Below are 20,020 nucleotides of genomic sequence, written 5' to 3' on the forward strand. Positions count from 1 at the left end.
GGGGGTATAGCTCAGCTGGGAGCGCAAGCAACCGGGTGTGCTCCCCCGCAACGGAGAGTAAAGTCAAAAAATTGAATAGCTCAGAAATCCAGCAAAATCAAGGGTTTCTGGCATCATGGGGGTATAGCTCAGCTGGGAGAGCGCTTGAATGGCATTCAAGAGGTCAGCGGTTCGATCCCGCTTATCTCCACCAAAAACAATGACTCACACAGACCAAATGTGTGAGTCATTGTTCTATCCATACGAAAACACAAAGAGGACGGACACCTGATTCCCTTCCCCCGGAGAAAAACCAATATAGTTATTGAAGCGGAGATTCGATGATAGAATCTCCGCTTTTTTGTTGTCGTCCCAACAGATAAAAAAGAAATGAGGTTTAACCATTGAAAAAATTTTTTGAAGAACTTTCCCGGCGCCTGAGAGAAGGCGGAGTTGAATCATCCAATGTAGAGGATAGGCGGCTGGAGATTTTCCTCCATGGTCAGCCTGTCCTCTTTGTTTCTCCAGGAAACGATGTGTTCCTTTTTCCTGCCGGAAGCAATAATCCGGAGGCCAGTGAATTGTACCACAGAGTCGCACAGACCGCAGATGAAGTGTACACTTATGTTGAGGCGGTTCAAACTGCGCCCACCCTTCATATCAGCGGTCTGAGCGAAAAATTCCATCTGCTGGCGGATTTTGGCGGCGCAGTGCTGGCTGGCCGGGAGTTGGAAAATGGCAGGGGCTATCAGTTTGTCACTTGGATCTGGGACTATAACAGAACCGGCGTGAGCTACGGACATTATTATGATGAAGATTTTTGCGGGGCCAAGCAGGATTTTGCCGTCCGCTCCGGGCTGATCTCCAAGACCCAGCTTTTCTCACCGGAGGAGCTAACTGAACTCTACCGGGCCACAGACTACCTGCTGGATGAAGGCCCAGAGCTGGAAGATGGACACCTCAAAGCCATGCAGACCGCAAGGACAAAGATCGAATACACTGTCCCAGATCTGGCGGACAGACTGGAGCAGGGACAAGCACAGGAGCCACAAATTGATATGTGACATCAGAAAAAGCGGGAGCCGCATCTGCACACACTGTGCAGCATAAGCGGCTCCCGCTTTTTTGTTTTGAAAGAAGGAGTGTGCCATGACAAGATATTTCGCTCAGAATACCCCTCGAGCTGGTCTGGAGCATATGATGATGAGCGTCCCTGGCTTCCAGAAGCGCGGCGGCGGGATGATGATCCTCAGCCGCTTCTGCTACAAGCCGGAGGATGTGGATTGCCGGTACTGCCTGCATTACCGCCGCCGATCCTGTCAAGTCCGCACCTGTCCGTATATCGCGGAGCGGTTGAAGTCCGGCGCGATTGAGTACCTGGATTTGATTCTGGAATATTTCGGACACATCCCTCATGCCGGCCTGCACAAGAGGATTCAGGCTGTGGAACACTGGAGCGGGCCGGATCAGGCAGTCCTGCACACAGTGTCCGTCCACCTCAGAAGCCGCTTTGCGGACAGGGTATGGGATGATGCGCCTCCTGGCTATCTGGCGGCGCTCTATCTTCTCGCCTCAAAGGAGCGACTCTGGCAACCGGCGCTCTCCGCTCTTTCACACGATTCCATTGATTTCAGCCGCATCGTATCCAAACCCCATGGATTTGCGATACAGGATTACCCCATCTTTTATTCCGCCAGACGGCTGTATGACCTGAAGTCACCCATGGAGGCAGAAGATTTGGCACACCCAAAACTGGTGAGTGATCTGGACTTCCACAATATTATTTACGCAACCATGATTGCCAGATATGGAAAGGCGGTCATGGATGCGAGTAAGGAGGCACCAGAATGGGCTATGTGCTGAAAGCGGTACTGAGCAGCGCTCAGCACCCGGAATATGGGCAGATTACGGTTCCATTCCCTATCCCCGATGAGAAATATGACCGCATGATCGAACTGCTGGAGCCATTGGAAATCGGTGACGCGCTCCGGCAGGATTGCCGGGTGGATGAACTGGACAGCTTCTATACCGTACTGAACAGGCTGGTTGGCTCATTGGTCAATTTTGATGAGCTGGACTATCTGGCCAAACGGCTGGACAGTTTTGATGACGGTGAGGCTGCCCAGTTCCAGGGAATGGCCTGCAAATTGGGCGTCTCAAATATAAAGGATTTCATCAATCTGACCTTTTGCTGCCAGCAGGCCACGGTCATCACAGACTTCTCCGACCTGGACGCCATTGGGCGGCAGCACTACATGACGATGCAGGGTGGGGGCTGCAGAATCGAGGAGCTCGAGCGGCTGGATGGCCGCAAGTTCGCTCTGGACCTGATCCTCAATCATCTTGAAGGAAGGATTACCCCTTATGGCGTGGTCTATGATAACGGGATGAAACTGGAGCAGCTCTATGACGGCCGCCACTTCCCCTGTTACCACTACCAGCCGAATCTGCTGGCGGTAGGGCTTTCCTCCCGGCAGGAGCCGGAAAATATAGATCAAATCACTTGGCTGCTCCTGCCCTGCTCCGAGCAACAGCTCCAGCGTGGAATTGCACGCTCAGGCGTTAACATCCACGATGCCCGCATCTGGTATGAGGACAGTCTGCTTCCATCCGAGGTGGAGGAGGTCCTGGAGGGACAACGGGAGGATCTATTCGCGCTGAATGATATGGCGACGGCCATCGCTGCACTGTCTGATTTGGAACAGAAAAAGTTGACGGCGGTCATGGAGATGGCCAAGCCGGAGTGTGCCGGCGAGATACGCGAACTGGCCAAAAATCTGGAGCTGTTTGAGTTTGCACCCAAAGTCCGCACTCCCGCCGAATATGGCAGATACATGATCCAGGACTCCGGCCATTATGAATATGACCCCAATCTGGAGGAGTTCTATGATTATGAGCGTTACGGCAAACTCCGTATGGAGAAGGAAACAGGAGCCTTCACGGAGAAAGGATATGTGGCCTACTGTGGCACATTGACATTGGGGGAGCTGATGGCCGGCGGTCCGGCAGAGCAGCACCAGCGGGAACAGGAATTTCAGATGGGAGGAATGTAACGATGATTCTGTTGACTCTGAGCCGGGGAAAAGGAGAAGAAACTGTCCGTCTGCAACTGCCCGCCAGTCCCGCTGAGATTGGGGAGGCATTTGCCTCCCTGGACAGAATCAGCCTCGATACCACAGCCACCGCCATCCTGGATGTGAGCAGCAATGTACCGGTCCTTTACCGATGCCTGTACGATGTGGATGTAGAAGATTCGGAGCAGTTTCAAAAACTACAAAAACTGGCGGAACGCACAGAGGCACTTTCTCCGGCGAAAGCCGCCATCTTTTCCGGGGCATTGGATGCGGAGTGTGTCTGGAACTTGGAGGGGGCCCTTACTGTGGCGGACAGGCTGGATGAGTATATGCTCGTCAACAATGTGTCGTCTGATTCAGAATTGGGCATCTACCTTGTGAACAAAGGGATCACACCATTTCCGGATCGCTTCAAGCCCTATATCAATTATGCCCGTGTGGGGGCTGAATACCGGGAAAAGCATGGAGGAGAATATTCCAGCGGCAATTATGTGCAGAAAAAGACACCTGAACTTTTGGAGAACGAGAGATTGGACGGCGTTTTCCGGATATGGATGGAAAACCCCTGCCCTGTTCGTGTACAGAGCGAAACAGCGCAGATCACTCTGCCTACGACCTTTGAGCAATTGGAGAGCGCCAGACAACTTCTGGGAGTGGACAGCCTCAATATGGCGAAACTCACTCGGGTGGAGGCCCTGCGGCCTTATCTGGGGGAATATCTTCCTCTCCAGGGGATGGATCTGAGACTGGAGCAATTGGACGAGTTGGCGGAAAATATCCGGATAATGGATCAGGAGGATGGCGCATTGCTGAAATACCTCTCTGTCCTTGAGGTGGAACAGCCGGCAACGCTCCAGGAGGCTTTGAGGTTTTCCATCGAACTGGATGACTACGAGCGTGTACCGGACGATCCGGAGGAATATGGCAAGCAGGTGTTGGAGCGGATCGGGGCGGACGAGGAGCTGATCTCTACCCTCGATGGCTTTACGGATTTCGAAGCAATGGGCAACTTTTATATGCGGGAGGATGGTGTGAGAAGGACCGAATTTGGCCTGCTCCGAAAGCTCAGTGATCCGTTCCCTGAAGTACAAGATGGGTTGCAGATGCATTAATCCCTGTACGCAGATACAAGATACGCTGTGGAACCAGCACGAGTGGGAAAACACTGTGAATATGGGAGGGATTAAATGAGCATTAACATCTGGACAGACCCCATGCAACACGCAGCGTTGCTTGGAAAACCTGTGCTGTTCACCAACTGGCTGATTCAGCGGGATATCATTCCTGATGGGTGGTACTGCTATGACCTACGGGGGACACATAAATCTCCCAGCACCCGAACCACTCTGGTGGATCATGCCGCTGACTATCATGCAGGAACCGTACTTTCTCCAATCCCTTTAAAGCATGAAGGTACTGCTTCGCGCCGGGTCAACGGCACATTTTATCTGCTGGGAGAAGAAATGACGCTGGAGCAGTTTTGCGAGGAGCATGATCTGGCCTACCCCCAGGATAATCGTGAGTTTGTACTGCGCCCCGCCTCCCTGGATGAGGTGGGGCTGTTCTATTCCGAAGAAAAGCTGGACGAGGCACTGGGTACTGTAGGCCACCTCCGCATGGATTTCGGCCATGGTGAGAAGGAGTTCTGGCACACCTGGTGGCCCCATAACGAGGATAGGTTCAACACCCCGGAGTTCAAAGAGGTGCTGCAGCGATTTGTGGACGACCTGCGTCAGACTGGACTCCTGAAGAATCTGGGGGCCATGGACGCCTACTGCTGGCAGCATGGCGGCTCCATCACAGAGGACCGCAGGAGTTATGGCTATATTGCGGAAACAGAAAATTACCGTTTCTGTCTACGCTGTACTCCCTTTCCCGGCGAGTATCAGGGATACCTCTATTGCTATGATCTTTGCCAGCAGGAGATGTACCGACAGGAACACCCTGTGGTGGGTCGGGTAACCTTCGCCAGCGGCGAACAGCAGGAGTTCACGGATTCCAAGGCGTTGCTCCAGGCCATCCGGGAGGAACTGCCCTTCCGCAGCACAACCGGCTTCCGCTTTGAAACGCTGACAGACGATCCGGAGGTCAAAAAAGCGGTAGACGATATCCTGTTGGATTTTGCCGGTGAGGACAATTCACGCCGTCCCTGCAACTATGGACTGACTGAAACTGGGAAGCAGGCTCTTAGGAAAGCCGCAGATCCCAGCATTCCCCACACCTATGCCTGGTTTGTCATGACGGACACCAATACCCCGCAGGAGATAATCAGGCAAGATCTGACTCTGGAGGAAGCAATCCAAATCTACCAGGACAGCAATACCAGTGAGAAACGGCTGGGCGTTATTAAGGACGGTATCGCCACAGTGGACTTTGTTCATTTCCAGAGCGGTGAACAGCAATTCTTTACGGATCACGAAAAACTGGAAAGCTTCCGGTCGGACCTCGTGGTGGCGGAGGCGATGGAACGGCTCTATCAACAATTAAATCAGCCGGATATTGGGATTAGAATGGGAGAGATGTAAATGCAAAGCGTACCGAGAGAGTGGCTGGACTTCTTGCGGCAGCAGTTCCCCAAGGATTCCCGCATCCAACTCACAGAGATAGGCGGTAATCCCCGGCCCATTTCCCCCGGCAGTACCGGGAAACTGGATTATATCGACGATGCCGGGCAATTCCATGTAAAGTGGGACAATGGATGTACCTTGGCTCTGGTGCTGGGAGAAGACCGATTCTCGGTCTATCTGCCAGAGCCTCAGACATTCAAATTGTATATGCCGCTCACAGCGGACTTCTATGGACGGGACGAGTGGGGGGATATGTCAGAGGACGGTGAGGAGTGGGATGGCCGCACCCTCATGGATTATGAGGGACAAATTCTGTCCGCTCTGGTAAAAAACCGGGTACCAGAGGAAAACGAGAGCGGCCTCATGCACTGGTACGGTGAGGACGACAGTGTAGATCACAAGGTCCGCTCGGCGGTGTTTACTGTTGAGGTCAGGAATCGCCAGCTCTGGGGCGTAGCGGAGTGCCGGGTGGCCGGAGAGCTGACTCCGGAAGAGCTTACCATCTTAAAAGAGTACCTGGGTGGACAAGCCTCTGACGGATGGGGCGAAGGCTTCGAGCAGCGCCCCATCGAGGTGGACGGCGGCGAGCTGTATGTCCATCTGTGGCAGCCTGATGATTGGAGCATCCAAACCGAACAGGAACGGTTTGCCCCCAAGGTGGCCGAGGGGTTGCCGGAACTGTGCTTCTCCACCCTGCGGACCACCGGACAGCTTATCTGCATCAAACGGGGTGAAACTGGCTACTACCCCTCCGACTGGGATACCGGCGACAAGGAAGGGAATGTGGAACTGGCGGATGAGTTGAACGAAGACCTGGGCGTCACCCCCATCCAGCGGCAAGCTATGGAGATAGGAAGCATGGCTGGGTGGGATGTGCCTGGTGCTGACCCCAAACACTATGAAGAGTCATACTCGGGACAGACAAGTTGTGCAAACTTTGAGCAGAAACAGTAAAATGGGAGGATTTTGTAATGTCGCAGCAAAAGCAGGCCCCACTTCCCCGGCAGGAGTTTCAAGAGTGGCTGGAAAATGCCGCTGTGCCAGTTTTAGTTCTGCAAAAGGGCAAGCATTTGGGCTCAGTAGTGAAAGTTCCCGCAACGCCAGAGATTGATTACCTCTTTGGATGCGAAACATTTTATGGAGAGAGGATCAGCTGGAGCGACCGTTTGGAGTTCTGCGGCCTGTACGACCGGCAACACCAGGCGCTCCATCTTCTGGATGACCCCCTTCCCAACTTTGTCTCCGGACTGACGGAAGAAGAATGCCAGGATTCTACGGCGTTTGGGAAGCGCATCGCTCAGGAGGTCGACCGCTATGTTGAGGCGGCCATTTCCAATGAGCGAAGTCGCCTCTCTGTCAGGGAACTCACCAGTGAGAGGAACATCAATTCATACCGGTATTACAAGGGAACCGAGGCAGGGCGGGAGGCAGCTTCCCTCGTTTTTTCTGGGGAGAAACCCGATGTACAGTTTCACAGTGAGTATTATACATCCTTGACAGAAGACACCCTGCTCTCCTACCTCAAATCCCCGGAGGATTATATAAAAACAACTGCGGAACAGTACATGCGGGACAACCAGGAGGAATTTCTGGCGCAGTTTCTAAAGAAGGATGCGTTGCTGGCAGAGTATCAGATGCTCAGCCAGGACAGCGATGCACTGGTCTATCGGATGCGGGCGATTACAGATGCCCTCCAAAAAAGTGGCGCAAAGACGGTCAATGTCACGGTACAGAAGGACGGAGTGGAACTGACCTTCAAAACATCGGCTGAATCCCTGAAAGGGCTGAAGTCTCAGTATTCCACATGGTACATTGCTCCGTCAGACCGCCTGCAGTTCAGGCATCTTTTTGGCGCTGGCTCCGACTACTCCGCAGAGGATATCATCCGCATCGCTTATGGCCGAAGCACACTCTATGAGGCCCCTTCCGCTCCTGCAGAAGATATTGAGATGCAGGGAATGAGTTTATAGAAAGAGGCGTATAAAATGGATCTTGATGGGAGAACGCGGCAGTTTTTTTCGGTATTGTCGGAGCGGTTAAAGGAAAAGGGCTTCTCCTCACGAATTGCCGATGACGGATGCCTGGCAGTGAAATCGAAAAAGATGCGAGGCAAAGAGCAGACACAGTGCTCTGTGGGAAAGGATGGCGAAGTATACTGCCGCTCCGTGGATTTTGCGAATATTTCTCGGAAAAGAGACTTGGAATCCATATTGGAAACCGTGAACGAAGTTCACTCAGACATGGAACCGCCCGAGGCTCCTGAGCAAGAGTCTACACAGGGAGGGATTACTCTTGGATAAGACAATTTTCGAGGTGGAGATCAGCAACAGTGGACCTAAATCTTATGAGACGGCCACGGTAATGAAAATGCCAGCATCCTTTGCGGAGTTCAGCGACGCACTCCAAAAGGCGAGAATCAAAGACGGTAGCTTCTGCAAAAATGAGCTAACCTGCATCCATTACAATGGCCTCACGCATGCCATGATTGGGTGGAATGCTAATCTATACGACCTAAACCTGTTTGCCCAGCGATTGGCCTCACTGACAGAGGAGCAGAAAAAAGGGATGGATGCTCTTTTGAAAATCAAGCAGAATCACCGCGTCGCTCCCATTCCGCTGAACCAATTGATTAACCTGACCTACAATACCGATATCTGCTGTTTTGCGCCCCGAGTTTCCAATCATGAAGAACTGGGGGCGTTTTTATACGCAAATGAAATGCTCTCAAATGAGGCTATGGCTCTGCTTGACACCACAGAGGAGGGCAGCGGCTTTCGGGAAAGACTGCTGGAACTGCTGGGAGAACAGCATCAGGAGGATCATGGCGGCGTGTTCACCGACTTCGGCTATGCGGAACTGGGTGGAGAAATCAAGGACATCTATGTGTGCCAGTCCAATGAAACGGCTTGCTTCCATCGCTCCGATGCTCCGGTGGTGCTGGAGGTGCGTAAGGGATTTTTCAATGACCCAAGCTATGATAACGACAAAACCGCAGTGCTGAATCTTCCCGCAGCGGATGCCGGTATATGGAGAGCGGTGGAAAAAGTAGATGCCGCCTCAGTGGATGAATGTGCATTCCGCTGTGTGGATTGCCTGATCCCCTTCCTGCGAGATGCTATCAACAACGCTATCGACGATGAGGATGGCATTGAACAGGCCGACGAATTTGCCAAGCGGTTGGCTCAAATAGAACGGGAGTGGCCCGAATCGGATATGGTCAAGTATAAGGCGCTTTTATCCGTGGTTGACCACCCCAGTCTGCAGGACGCCACACGGTTGATGGGCGAGATTGACCAGTACGAACTCCGTCCCGAGGTAGCGCAGACCTGGGGCTATGCGGAGATGATGTTCCGTGAGAAGTATTCTGCTTTACCAGAGGAGCTGTTCCAGACCCCGCAGGCGGCCCAGATCGGCCAGAAGATGCTGGATGACCGGCTGGGGGTTATCACAGAGTATGGTCTGATCCGCAGAAAGGACGGCCAGCCTCTCCCGGTATTTCAGCCGGAACAGGAAATAGGACAAGGACTGGAGATGATGTGAGCGATGTCAGATCAAAACGCCGCCCTCTTTGACAAGCTGGACGGCTTCTATGTTACAAAATCGGAGCATGACTGGCTGGAGCGGCGCTTTTCCAATATGACAGAGAAAGAAAAGATCCTGTTCCAAGGGGCGATGGAGTTGGAGAAGCCCCAAGAGATCGGCCATGTGATGCGGATTGCGTCCCAACTGGACTGTTACGACCTCTTCTATGGCGCGGGAGACGAGGCCGCGCTTGGAAAATTTGTCATGGAGAGCATAGAGTGTTCCTCGGATGCCGCCCGTCCATTCCTGAATGCGGAGCATTTGGGGGCCGCCTACCACCAGTCGCAGAATGGAGCCTTTTGTAACGGTCACTATGTGCGGAACATCAAACTGGCAGATCCCTTCGTAGAGGAAGATCCCACCCTCCAGCCGGTCGCCGGTGACTATGCCATACGAGTTAAACTGGCCAGCCGGAGCAATATGGAGGGGATTTGGGTTGGCTTCCCGGATTCCGGCGAGTATATCGACTCAAACCATCCGGACGAACTCCTGCTGGGGCTGGACTCGCTACAGGCAGAGAGCCTCAGCGAGTGCATCGCACTGGAGGTGGACTGCTGCCTGCCCCAGCTGACGGGTATTCTCGACCAGTACGACTCAGCCAGCGAACTGGTTCGCCATGCCATTGACTTCGGTTATGTTTGGGCGGAACAGGGTCAGGGGGCACCCCACTGGTTGGACAAATGGCAGGCGGTGCTGGAGCTGGAGGACTGCCACCGGCTGGATTTGGCTCTGGATCTCGCCCAGAATCTCCAGCACTATGAGTTCTTCCCCCGCGGCATGGACTTGGCCGCATACGGGCGGGAACTTGCGGTCCGAAACGGCGTGATCCCGCCCAGCAGACTGATAACAGACGCCTTTGACGGGGCTGCCTACGCAGAGGCCAATATGGGTCAATATGGCCTCTCGACCACCGACCACGGCTATGTAGCCTGGAACGGTGGAGAGCGCCGGTATGAGTATAGCCAGCCTGAGCACCACAGTCCCGCTCTGTCAATATAGCCGATCTATTGCCAAGTCACAAAAACCGCATCTGTCCGCTGCGGGAGCTGGGGGTGATTCGATGAAGTAAAAACAGGATGTAGAATATGACACAGGGGCCGTTTTCCGAAAGGGGAAAACGGCCCCTTCTTTTTTATGCCCTTTTTCGGAAAACAGGCCCGGAAAGGAGGCATTCATGGAGAAAGAACGGCTGGCGGAATATCTGGAGCAGTACCACATGGGAGCTCTCAACGCCGCCACCAGCCGGGAGTTGGAACTGACCTTCGGCATCAAAGGGATTCAGGTTCGACACATGGTCAATGCCCTGCGGCGGGATGGCGTCCCCATCGCCAGCAACGGAAGTGGATACTTCTATGCCGCCACGGATCAGGAGGTGTGGGCCACCATCGCCCATCTGACCAGGCGGATCAGCGGAATCGCGGCCGCCATCCGGGGACTGGATCGGACTCTGGAGCGAGAGGATACCGCACAGACCCGCCTGCCGCTGGATGGGGGTGATACGCCCTGAACAGTTTCATGTCCTGGATTGGAGGCAAGAAGGCCCTGCGGGAGTTGATCGTCCGGCTGTTCCCCCTCTACTATGAGCGGTACATTGAGGTGTTCGGCGGCGGGGGCTGGGTACTGTTCCACAAGCCTCCCGGCAACGACTTTGAGGTCTACAATGACTTCAACGGCCTGTTGGTCAACCTGTACCGCTGTGTGCGGGACAAACCGGAGGAACTGATGGAGGCTCTGCGGTATGTACTCAACGCACGGGAGGACTTTGACCGCATCCGCTCCGCCTTGGCGCGGGACAGCCCCGCCAGCGATGTCCAACGGGCGGCATGGTTCTATCAGCTCATCCGCTACAGCTACGCCTCCGGGCTGACCAGTTTTGGCAGCCAGCCCCACGATATGCGTAGCAACTTTTCGCTCATCGAGCAGGCCCACCGGAGGCTTGCCAAGGTGGTTATTGAGAACAAGGACTTTGAAAAACTGCTCCATCAATATGACCGGCCAGTGAGCTTTTTCTATCTCGACCCGCCCTACCATGCCACCGAGGGGTATTACCAGAACATTGGTGAAGACGGTTTCACCGAAGCCGACCACATCCGCCTGCGGGACGCCCTGATGCGGATCGAGGGCAAATTCCTGCTCTCCTACAACGACGACGCCTTTGTCCGCGGGCTGTACGACAGGCCAGGCATCTACCTCATGGAAACCACCCGTATCAACAACATCAAGCAGAGGTACGACAATGGGGCTCAGTTCCCGGAACTGCTTATCGCCAACTATGACCTGCGGGAGCGGAGCCGGGCGGTTCCCTCTCAAATGACGCTGTTTGACTGGAACGGGGGTGAGGCAATTGGATGAACAGCTCTCTGAACTGGAAAAGCTCCAGCAGGCGGCTCAGCTGATTGAGGAAATGAGTCAGGGCCGCCTTCAGGTCTGCCCCAGCGTAGTGGGTCAGGTCTATATCCGCCCGCAACACGATTCCAACTTGGGAATGGATATGCGGATCGACAGCATCCCCGGCCAGCCGCATTACCGAATCACCTTTACCGCGCAGCTCCGCCGGATGGGGACGGATATGGTTGCGGACGATCTTCGGGCACTGCTGTCCGAGGTTGGCCAGACCTATGCGCTGATGGCCGCCCTTGAAGCAAGGCGCTATACGCCGACAGGAGAAGATCTGACAGCCTTCCGGGACGGGCTGGCTGCCCAACAAGGACAGGAATGGCCGGGAGCATCCAATCCAGCCCGTTCTACAATTTCAATGTAATAAGGAGAAGAAGATGAAATTCAACAAACAGATAAACAATGGTACTCTTTTGATTCCCGGCGGAGCGTTCAAGATCAGTGGCTTTGAGGGCGGAGAAAAGGTCGAGATCCACACGCTGGACAGCGCGGTGGTCGTTCTGAAAAAGCAAATGACCACCATGGAACTGATCCAGGCGATGGATGCCCTGCACCGGCTGGCCACGGAGCTCACCGTCCATCTGGCCAGAGTCTGTGGCACCTGTGATGACTGCGAGGATGGCTGCCCATTCGATGATCTGGAGGACGGCATGCTGGAACTGCCAGACTACCTGCGGGAAGAAGCCGGCATCCCTGCCGGGGCCAAGCTCTGTGTCTATGTGGATGACGAAGAAAAGACCGTCACCATTGCCGAGGCCGGATATGACCATGACCTGCGGGATGTGCCTCCCTACCTGCTGGAGATGCTGGGTGAAGCCGGAATCTGCCTGGGCGAGCTGGAGGAACAGCTGATGGTGGGGAATCTCATCTACGGAGAACGCACCGCATGCAATGGGCAGGAGGAACACGGCGATGAGTAAGATCCATACAACGGTTCGGGTCGGTGTAGACGGGTCTCTGACCCTGCCTGCATTTTTCATGCGCGGAATGGGCTATGAGCCGGGGGAAGAAGTTCCCATCACCACCCCAGCGAACCAGTACATCTGCGACTGTGACGCAAACAGCCTCCTGGTGACCAGAACCTGTGACGACGCTGAGTGTACCGGATACACCAGCAGCGGTATGGAACTCAATCTGCCCGCCGCACTGTTATCCGAGGCATCTATCCCCGTGGGAGAAGAAGTCGCGGTTCTGGCCGCGGATGGAGCGCTCATCATCGTCCCCTCAACGGAGGAACTGCGGGAGCTTTCGGTGGAGCTTTGCTGCCTGCTCAATGAGCTGGGCATCAGCCCGCTGACGATCCCCCCAGCGGGCAAATGGCGTCTGCCGTAAAGGAGGCAAGATGGAACAGGATATCTACCTCTATCCCAACTCGCATTCAGAGGCCCATAGACTTGGGGAAGCTACGCTCTGGGATGCAAGTTTCCACGCCAATGTATCCTGTGCGCGGGACATCGAAGCCGTCATCCGCGTCTATGGCGACGGCCGCCGCAGCGCATTAAAGCCGGAAGCATCCCAAACGGTGCTGAAACGGTGGGGCTTCAAGCGGACCAATTTCGTCCTGGCCAACACGATAGAAAGGTTGGGACCTTACAAGGAGCAGCTCAGCACGGAAAACCAGGAATGGCAAAAGAAAGTCTATGTCCCACCCGATGATGCCCATAACCGTTATTTTGAAGTGGACACCGCCCTGGCGTATCTGGACGCATTTATCAGTCAAGTGAGGGAGGCATACGGCAAGCTGGAACTATTTGGGCCGGAGCACTGCGAACCCAACTCCTATGAATCTCTGGACTATGAGGGCCGGGTGTTGGTGCTCAGTCCAGACACCCTCAAGGAGTCCTGCTGGACGCCCCAGAACCAGCTCTGGCTGGCCCATGATGGCTTTGGATGCAGGCCCAATGCCATCGGCCGTTCCATCCGCTGTACCTGCCTGGGCGATGGAGAGCAGACCAGATGGAACCGCACAGATTTCACCGGCGTTCTGAAAGAGGAATTCCTCCCCGGCTGGGCCAGAGAGAAACTGGAGGAGCTTCAGCTTCAAGGGCAGAACGCGGGTATGGGAGGGATGGACATGACTTAACCGCAGAAAGGAGATGTGCCGCCATGCGAAGTGTGGAAATGAAAAACCGATGTCTGCTCTACTATGGAAATCCAGTGGGCTACAGGACAGAACAGGGAGTGGTGGCGGACTCCATGTTCCGCCGTGAGGAGTTGGAGGACTGGCTGGCAAGGAAGGGGCTGGCTGTCCGGTGGGAGGACGGCATCTATGACCGTCTCTCCAGCGGTGGATACCAGAAGGCAGCAGACAACGGGCCAGCCCTGAAATCCTGCCGTATCTGGCAGCTCGGCCCCTCAGCTCCCGCCGCCATGCGCTTCATTGGGCTGGACCGCATGAGTGGTGAATATGGCGGACCTGACCTTACCCGTTACCAGGCAGTGTTTGACGGCACTGTCAGCACCAACAGTCTGGATGGGATCTGGGAGGCATTCTGTCGCAGGTCCCTGGGCAGCGACGGACAGCCGCTGGCCATCTCAGACCTTGTCGAACTCTACGACGATTCCGGCAGCGAGTTCTACTATGTGGACCGCACAGCTATCGTCCCCGTCCAACTGAAAGCCCCGGAGCAGGAATCAGGCATGACCATGACCCTGTGACCCAAGAGCAGAAAAGCCACTTATTTTTTATATTCAGAAAAGGAGGAACACACCATGGCAAAAGCGCAGACCACAAGTGAAAACCCCCAGGGAGAGGTTTCCCAGCAGGATACTCCTGTCCTTCCCATGCAGTATGATGTCCGTATCCACTCTATCCAGTTTGACGGTCCCTGCCGGGCCACCGCATCGCTGAACATCAACGGCTGTTTTGCCGTCCGGGGCGTCAAGCTCATGGAGGGCAGCAATGGGCTGTTTGTATCCATGCCCGGCCAGATCAACAGCAAGGGTGAAATCAAGGACATCTGTTTTCCGTACACACGGGAGGCACGCGCCGAACTGGAATCGGCTGTCGTGACCGCCTACCAGCAGGCACTGACGCAGGGGATGAACCGCTCTCCCCAGTCCGCGCCGGACCCCACGGCACAGCAGGCTCAGAAGATGGGTATGTGACCCACTGACCACACAACAATCAACAATCTAAAATTTTGAGGAGGAACTCTCTATGAAGAAGATGTTCAACAAGATGTCCAACACCGTGAAGACGATGACCTGCAAGGCCCACTGCGCCATGACCTGCGCCCGTGCCCACCTGTCCGCCCCTCTCTGCAACACTCGCGGCGAGGGCTACATCGACACCGCCATCAAGATCCTGATTGCCGTGGTGCTGGGCGCCCTGCTCCTGGCTGGCCTCTACACTCTGTTCGGGGACACCGTCCTGCCCACCGTGACCGAGCGCGTAGAGGAAATGTTTGACTACAAGGGCTGATACCCGGTGCAGGCGTTCCTGTTTCTCACGGCACTGGCCGCTGCCTCTGCGGTGGACTGCCGCAAGCGTACTATCCCGGATTTCCTCTGTCTTTTGACCGCCGCGGTGGGGCTGATCTCCTTCAGCCCCGCCCAGTTTTTTGGAGTGCTGGCGGCTCTGCCCCTGCTGATTGCCGCCCTGATCCGGCCGGAGTGCATGGGCGGCGGCGACATCAAACTCACTGCTGCGGCCGGCTTTGTGCTGGGCTTTTGGCGGGGGATCTGGGGGATGGCGCTGGGTCTGCTGCTGGCGGTGCTGTATTTCTGCACCGCTATGTTATTTCAAAAATTCATTCATCATCCGCTACCCGCAATGACACGGGCGGCGCTGCCGCTGGGACCATTTTTATCCATCGGCTTTGCCGCACTATACTGTTTTGGAGGTTGACTGCTATGAAGAAGTTCCATGTAACGAGAAAGACTGTGCTCACCATCGTTGGCGTGACCCTGCCCCTGACGGCGGCCGCCATTCTTCTGCCCCGGTTGAAGCGGAGCAGAAGGGCCAGATCGGTTCGGGCGTAATGCCCGGACTTTCCGACCCAACATGAAATCAAGGAGGAAATGCCAGTATGAGTTTTTTGAAAAATCGCACCGTGGTCGGTGTAATCTGCATCCTGCTCTCCCTGCTGATCTGCTTCGGTCTGACCCCGCTGTTCAACCAGAGCATCAGCCAGAAAGCTGAGATCGTGCGGGTAGTCCAGCCCATCCGGGCCGGCGATGAGATCACCGAGAGCATGGTTCAGATCGTGGAGGTGGGCGGCTATAATCTCCCAGAGGATGTCCTTCGGCAGAAAGAGAGCGCCGTGGGTAAATACGCTACTGCGGATCTGGCTGTGGGCGACTATATCATCCCTTCCAAACTCTCAGACGCCCCAGCAGCGGAAAACGCCTACCTGTACAGCCTGGACGGGAGCCAGCAGGCCATCTCCGTGTCCATCAAAAGTTTTGCGGAGGGGCTCTCCGGCAAGCTGCAGAGCGGCGACATTGTGTCGGTGATCGCCCCGGACTACAAGCAGCAGGGCCAGACCGTTGTCCCCGCTGAGCTGCAGTATGTGGAGATCATCAGTGTTACCGCCTCCTCCGGCTATGACGCCAACACCGGTGAGCCTGTGGACGAGGAGGATGACAAGGAACTGCCCGATACTGTCACCCTGCTGGTGTCCCCCGAGCAGGCCAAAGTGTTGGCCGAGCTGGAGGCCGAGGGGACCATCCATCTGGCGCTGGTCTACCGGGGCGACCGGGAGAATGCCGACAAGTTCCTGACCTCTCAAGACGAGATCATTCTGGAATTGTATCCCCCGGAGCCGGACCCCGAGGAGAAACCACAGGAGAATCCCGCAGAGTCCGAACCCGCCGCTGACTCCAGCGAAACCGCAGAAACGGAGGCGCCCGCGAAAACCGAGGAGGTGGCCTGATGCTGAACTTCAAGAAAGCGGGTATTTTTTCCCGAGGAAGTGGCCAGGAGGACGCCTGTGAGCAGGAGGATCAGAGCGGCGGGGTGCTGGCGGTGTGGGGCAGCCCCGGCAGCGGCAAGACCACCGTGGCCGTGCGGCTGGCCAAGTATCTGGCCGACAAGCGCCGGAATGTGATCCTCCTTCTCTGCGACATGACAGCCCCAATGCTTCCCTGTATCTGCCCGGCGGCAGATCTGGAGTGCGAGCGTTCCCTCGGAAGCGTGTTGGCCGCCGCCCATGTGTCGGAGAATCTGGTCAAGAACAACCTGGTCACCCACAAACGCCTGGGTTACCTCACCATGCTGGGGATGCTCAAGGGAGAGAATGAGTACACCTACCCGCCTTACAACGAGGTGCAGGCGCGGGAGCTCATCGACTGCCTGCGGGAGATCGCTCCCTATGTGGTCATTGACTGCGGCAGTTACATCGCCAACGACATCCTCTCCGCTGTGGCGCTCATGGAGGCGGATTCCGTCCTGCGGCTGGCCAACGCCGACCTCAAGAGCATCAGCTACCTGTCCAGCCAACTTCCCCTCCTGCGGGATGCCAAATGGGATACGGACAAGCAGTACAAGACCGCCAGCAATGTAAAGCCCCAGCAGGCCGGGGATCACATGAGTCAGGCGCTGGGGACAGTGGCCTTCACGCTGCCCCATTCGGCGGAGCTGGAGGGACAGTATCTGGCCGGCAACCTGCTGGCGGACCTATCCATGAAGGACAGCCGGGTATTCCGCAAGGAGATCGAGAAGATTGCCAGGGAGGTGTTTGGGTGTTAGGCGAGAAGCGAAGTCAGTCCCTGTTCGCTCCCAAAGCGTCCGCTGAGAAAGCCGCCGCAACACATATCATGACAGGTCCGGACGGGCGGAAGAAAGAACTCCCCCTCTATTTCGGCCCGGACTGCCCGGTAAGCGGCAATATGGGTCAGAATCAGCATGAAGCCGGCGTTGGAGAACCCCAGCCCGCGGATGAGCCGCTGCGTCACGCCCCAGCTGATGATGGGATAGGGGTTGAAGCTGATCCCACAGATAGCGTGAACATGGCGGAGGATCTCCCCAGGCGGTCCCTGAATACAGAGTCTGCAGGCGGCTATCGGGCGCATTCTCTCTTCTTCACCCCGGAGAATGAAGGGCAGGATTTCAACACCGTCCTGCAGGATGTGCAGGAATATATCTCCGGCAAGTATTCCGCCCTCATCACCGAGGGCGGCGATGAAGACGCCAAGGCCCAGATCAAACGGTACATCACCAAATATGTGCAGGACCGGCGCATCGCGGTCAAAGGCTATTCCGGCGACCAGCTGGTGGACGCCCTCTACACGGAGATGGCCGAGTTCGGCCTGCTCACCAAGTACATCTTCGGAACCGGCATTGAGGAGATTAATGTGAACTCTTGGCGGGATATCGAGGTGTTGTACGCCAATGGCGAAACGGTCAAGCTGGAGGAACATTTCGACAGCCCTGAACACGCCGTCAATGTGATCCGCCGTATGCTCCATGTCAGCGGTATGGTGCTGGACAATGCCAGTCCCGCCGTCCTGGGCCATCTCAGCAAGAACATCCGCATCGCGGTCCTCAAGACCCCTTTGGTGGACGAGGATGTGGGCGTCACGGCATCCATCCGTATCGTCAACCCGCAGAATATGCAGAAAGAGGACTTCGTAAAAGGTGGAACAGCCACAGGCCCCATGCTGGACTTTCTGGCCGCCTGCCTGCGTTACGGCGTTTCCGTCTGCGTTGCCGGGGCCACCGGTTCCGGCAAGACTACGGTGGCAGGCTGGCTCCTGACCACCATCCCGGACAACAAGCGTATTTTCACCATCGAGAACGGCTCCCGTGAGCTGGACCTGGTGCGGGAGAAAGATGGCCGGGTGTGCAACAGCGTCATTCACACCATCACCCGTGAGAGCGAGAACGCCAAGCAGAATATCGATCAGGATATGCTGCTGGACATGGCCCTGCGGTACCACCCCGACATCATCTGTGTGGGCGAGATGCGGTCTGCGGAGGCGTATGCCGCACAGGAGGCCGCCCGTACTGGCCACGGCGTGTTGACCACCATTCATTCCAACTTATCCCAGGCTACATGGCGGCGTATGGTCACCCTCTGCAAGCGTAAGCACGAGATGGCCGACGATACCCTCATGGATCTGGTCACCGAGGCATTCCCCATCGTGGTGTTCGCCAAGCAGCTGGAGGATAAGAGCCGTAAAATCATGGAGATCATGGAGTGTGAGATCCTGCCCACTGGGGAGCGCCGGTACAACACCCTTTATCACTTCAAAATCGAAGAAAACCGGTTGGAGGACGGCAAATACCGTATTAAGGGCCGCCACGAGGCGGTCAACCCCATCTCGGAAAGCCTGCAGAAGCGGTTCATCGACAATGGTATGCCGCAGGAGGTGCTGACTCAGCTCGTGGGCAAAAAGTCCGCTCCCTCTAAGGGTAAGTCAGGCTCCAGTCCGGCAAAGGCAGGACAGGCAACGCCCGCTCCGAAGACCAGGAGCGCACAGTCCAAGCCGCCTGCCAAACCTGAAACCGGCAAGGAAGGAGGCGAATCTGTATGAATCTGATCCAGTTGATTGCCTGTATAGGGCTGATCACAGGTTGTTTTGTCCTTTTACACATCTCCCCTATGGACTTCACTGAAGGGGTGTTCCGCAGAATCACCAGTAAGCCCAAAAGCATCCGGTCGGAGGTTAATGAGAGTACACGGCGCAAAAAGAAATCCTTTCTGCGCCGGGAAATCGAGGAGACACAGACCATTCTGCGGATGACTGGCCGGGCCGCCAAGTTTCCCATGGTGTGCGCCCTGTCCCTGCTTCTTTTTCTGGTAGGGGCCGCCTTCGCCCTGACGCTGGGCAACCTCTTCCTGGTGCCGGTGCTGGCGGTGGGCATGATGTTCGTGCCGTTCTGGTTTATCCGTCTGACCGCAAATCACTACAAAAAGAACATCGCCGCTGAACTGGAAACCGCCCTCTCTATCATCACCACAGCTTATCTCCGCAATGAGGACATCCAGACGGCAGTGGAGGAAAACATTGACTATCTCAACCCGCCCGTCCGGAGTGTGTTTGTGGAGTTTCTCACCCGGATCAAGCTGGTGGACCCCGATGTGGACGCCGCCCTCCAGGACATGGGGACGAAGATCGACAACGCCGTGTTTCGGGAGTGGGTGGCCGCTCTGCTGACCTGCCGACACGACCGGGGGCTCAAGACCATCCTGACTCCCATCGTGGCTAAACTCTCCGATATGCGGATCGTCAACGGTGAGCTGGAGAATCTGGTGTTTGAGCCCCGCAAGGAGTTTATCACCATGCAGGTGCTGGTCATCGGCAATATCCCGCTGTTGTACTGGCTCAATCAGGACTGGTACGATGTTCTGATGCACACCCCGCTGGGGCAGGCGCTGTTGGCAGCCATTGCCGCTGTGATGTTCATCAGCACCGCAGCGGTCATCAAGCTGACCCAGCCCATTGAGTATCGGAGGTGATCCTCATCAGTAACCA

General features: G+C 55.8%; 24 protein-coding genes and 1 tRNA gene. All 25 read left to right on the forward strand.

The window, feature by feature from the left end:
• Positions 1-117: 117 nt before the first annotated feature.
• The 25 genes from Q0Y09_RS09965 to Q0Y09_RS10085 all read left to right on the forward strand — a co-directional run bounded on the left by Q0Y09_RS09965 (position 118) and on the right by Q0Y09_RS10085 (position 20,004).
• A tRNA-Ala gene (locus tag Q0Y09_RS09965) sits at positions 118-193 on the forward strand.
• A gap of 190 nt (positions 194-383) precedes the next feature.
• The gene (locus Q0Y09_RS09970; protein ID WP_039997436.1) at positions 384-1,043 is read left to right on the forward strand and encodes a hypothetical protein; all 660 of its coding nucleotides are present in this window, start codon (positions 384-386) and stop codon (positions 1,041-1,043) included.
• Between the two features lie 85 nt (positions 1,044-1,128).
• Positions 1,129-1,842 carry a hypothetical protein gene (locus Q0Y09_RS09975; protein WP_195446503.1) on the forward strand — a complete coding sequence of 238 codons (714 nt, stop codon included), beginning with the start codon at positions 1,129-1,131 and terminating at the stop codon, positions 1,840-1,842.
• Positions 1,827-3,032, forward strand: coding sequence for an antirestriction protein ArdA (locus tag Q0Y09_RS09980; RefSeq protein WP_195446505.1), 1,206 nt, complete (start codon positions 1,827-1,829; stop codon positions 3,030-3,032). Before Q0Y09_RS09975 ends, Q0Y09_RS09980 begins: the two co-directional genes overlap by 16 nt.
• A 2-nt stretch (positions 3,033-3,034) precedes the next feature.
• The gene (locus Q0Y09_RS09985; RefSeq protein ID WP_195446507.1) at positions 3,035-4,165 is read left to right on the forward strand and encodes a DUF6329 domain-containing protein; all 1,131 of its coding nucleotides are present in this window, start codon (positions 3,035-3,037) and stop codon (positions 4,163-4,165) included.
• A gap of 75 nt (positions 4,166-4,240) precedes the next feature.
• The gene (locus tag Q0Y09_RS09990; protein WP_195446509.1) at positions 4,241-5,578 is read left to right on the forward strand and encodes an LPD28 domain-containing protein; all 1,338 of its coding nucleotides are present in this window, start codon (positions 4,241-4,243) and stop codon (positions 5,576-5,578) included.
• Complete coding sequence (locus Q0Y09_RS09995; protein ID WP_007492912.1) at positions 5,579-6,574, forward strand: DUF4314 domain-containing protein; 996 nt, start codon at positions 5,579-5,581, stop codon at positions 6,572-6,574.
• Between the two features lie 17 nt (positions 6,575-6,591).
• Positions 6,592-7,590 (forward strand): hypothetical protein, encoded by a 999-nt coding sequence (locus Q0Y09_RS10000; RefSeq protein WP_195446511.1) that lies wholly within the window; start codon positions 6,592-6,594, stop codon positions 7,588-7,590.
• Positions 7,591-7,912: 322 nt separating this feature from the next.
• Positions 7,913-9,160, forward strand: a complete 1,248-nt coding sequence (locus Q0Y09_RS10005) for a hypothetical protein (protein ID WP_242989092.1) — start codon at positions 7,913-7,915, stop codon at positions 9,158-9,160.
• Positions 9,161-9,163: 3 nt separating this feature from the next.
• Entirely contained in the window at positions 9,164-10,201 is a 1,038-nt protein-coding gene (locus Q0Y09_RS10010; RefSeq protein ID WP_006874030.1) for a hypothetical protein, read from the forward strand.
• Positions 10,202-10,376: 175 nt separating this feature from the next.
• Positions 10,377-10,709, forward strand: a complete 333-nt coding sequence (locus Q0Y09_RS10015) for a hypothetical protein (protein ID WP_195446512.1) — start codon at positions 10,377-10,379, stop codon at positions 10,707-10,709.
• Between the two features lie 8 nt (positions 10,710-10,717).
• Positions 10,718-11,554 (forward strand): DNA adenine methylase, encoded by an 837-nt coding sequence (locus Q0Y09_RS10020; RefSeq protein WP_006874027.1) that lies wholly within the window; start codon positions 10,718-10,720, stop codon positions 11,552-11,554.
• A complete protein-coding gene (locus Q0Y09_RS10025) occupies positions 11,538-11,963 on the forward strand; it encodes a hypothetical protein (protein ID WP_230979291.1) in 426 nt (141 codons plus the stop codon). Before Q0Y09_RS10020 ends, Q0Y09_RS10025 begins: the two co-directional genes overlap by 17 nt.
• A 13-nt stretch (positions 11,964-11,976) precedes the next feature.
• Positions 11,977-12,519, forward strand: coding sequence for a hypothetical protein (locus Q0Y09_RS10030; protein WP_006874025.1), 543 nt, complete (start codon positions 11,977-11,979; stop codon positions 12,517-12,519).
• A complete protein-coding gene (locus tag Q0Y09_RS10035; protein WP_007492893.1) occupies positions 12,512-12,931 on the forward strand; it encodes a hypothetical protein in 420 nt (139 codons plus the stop codon). Before Q0Y09_RS10030 ends, Q0Y09_RS10035 begins: the two co-directional genes overlap by 8 nt.
• Before the next feature lie 10 nt (positions 12,932-12,941).
• Positions 12,942-13,682: a DUF3849 domain-containing protein gene (locus Q0Y09_RS10040; RefSeq protein WP_196011100.1), complete on the forward strand. Its 741-nt coding sequence runs from the start codon at positions 12,942-12,944 to the stop codon at positions 13,680-13,682.
• Between the two features lie 23 nt (positions 13,683-13,705).
• A complete protein-coding gene (locus Q0Y09_RS10045) occupies positions 13,706-14,257 on the forward strand; it encodes a YodL domain-containing protein (protein WP_006874022.1) in 552 nt (183 codons plus the stop codon).
• A gap of 54 nt (positions 14,258-14,311) precedes the next feature.
• A complete protein-coding gene (locus Q0Y09_RS10050) occupies positions 14,312-14,707 on the forward strand; it encodes a SpoVG family protein (protein ID WP_006874021.1) in 396 nt (131 codons plus the stop codon).
• 52 nt (positions 14,708-14,759) lie between these two features.
• Positions 14,760-15,023 carry a DUF6133 family protein gene (locus Q0Y09_RS10055; RefSeq protein ID WP_006874020.1) on the forward strand — a complete coding sequence of 88 codons (264 nt, stop codon included), beginning with the start codon at positions 14,760-14,762 and terminating at the stop codon, positions 15,021-15,023.
• Positions 15,024-15,029: 6 nt separating this feature from the next.
• Entirely contained in the window at positions 15,030-15,449 is a 420-nt protein-coding gene (locus Q0Y09_RS10060; protein WP_195446516.1) for an A24 family peptidase, read from the forward strand.
• A gap of 5 nt (positions 15,450-15,454) precedes the next feature.
• Entirely contained in the window at positions 15,455-15,583 is a 129-nt protein-coding gene (locus tag Q0Y09_RS10065) for a hypothetical protein (protein WP_006874018.1), read from the forward strand.
• Between the two features lie 47 nt (positions 15,584-15,630).
• Complete coding sequence (cpaB, locus tag Q0Y09_RS10070; RefSeq protein WP_195446518.1) at positions 15,631-16,476, forward strand: Flp pilus assembly protein CpaB; 846 nt, start codon at positions 15,631-15,633, stop codon at positions 16,474-16,476.
• Positions 16,476-17,291 (forward strand): ParA family protein, encoded by an 816-nt coding sequence (locus tag Q0Y09_RS10075; RefSeq protein WP_195446520.1) that lies wholly within the window; start codon positions 16,476-16,478, stop codon positions 17,289-17,291. Before cpaB ends, Q0Y09_RS10075 begins: the two co-directional genes overlap by 1 nt.
• A gap of 260 nt (positions 17,292-17,551) precedes the next feature.
• A complete protein-coding gene (locus Q0Y09_RS10080; protein WP_238069320.1) occupies positions 17,552-19,078 on the forward strand; it encodes a CpaF/VirB11 family protein in 1,527 nt (508 codons plus the stop codon).
• Entirely contained in the window at positions 19,075-20,004 is a 930-nt protein-coding gene (locus tag Q0Y09_RS10085) for a type II secretion system F family protein (protein ID WP_006874014.1), read from the forward strand. The genes Q0Y09_RS10080 and Q0Y09_RS10085 overlap by 4 nt, the downstream gene beginning before the upstream one ends.
• Positions 20,005-20,020: the final 16 nt, after the last annotated feature.

The sequence above is a fragment of the Intestinimonas sp. genome (assembly GCF_026169115.1).
GTDB lineage: Bacteria > Bacillota > Clostridia > Oscillospirales > Oscillospiraceae > Intestinimonas.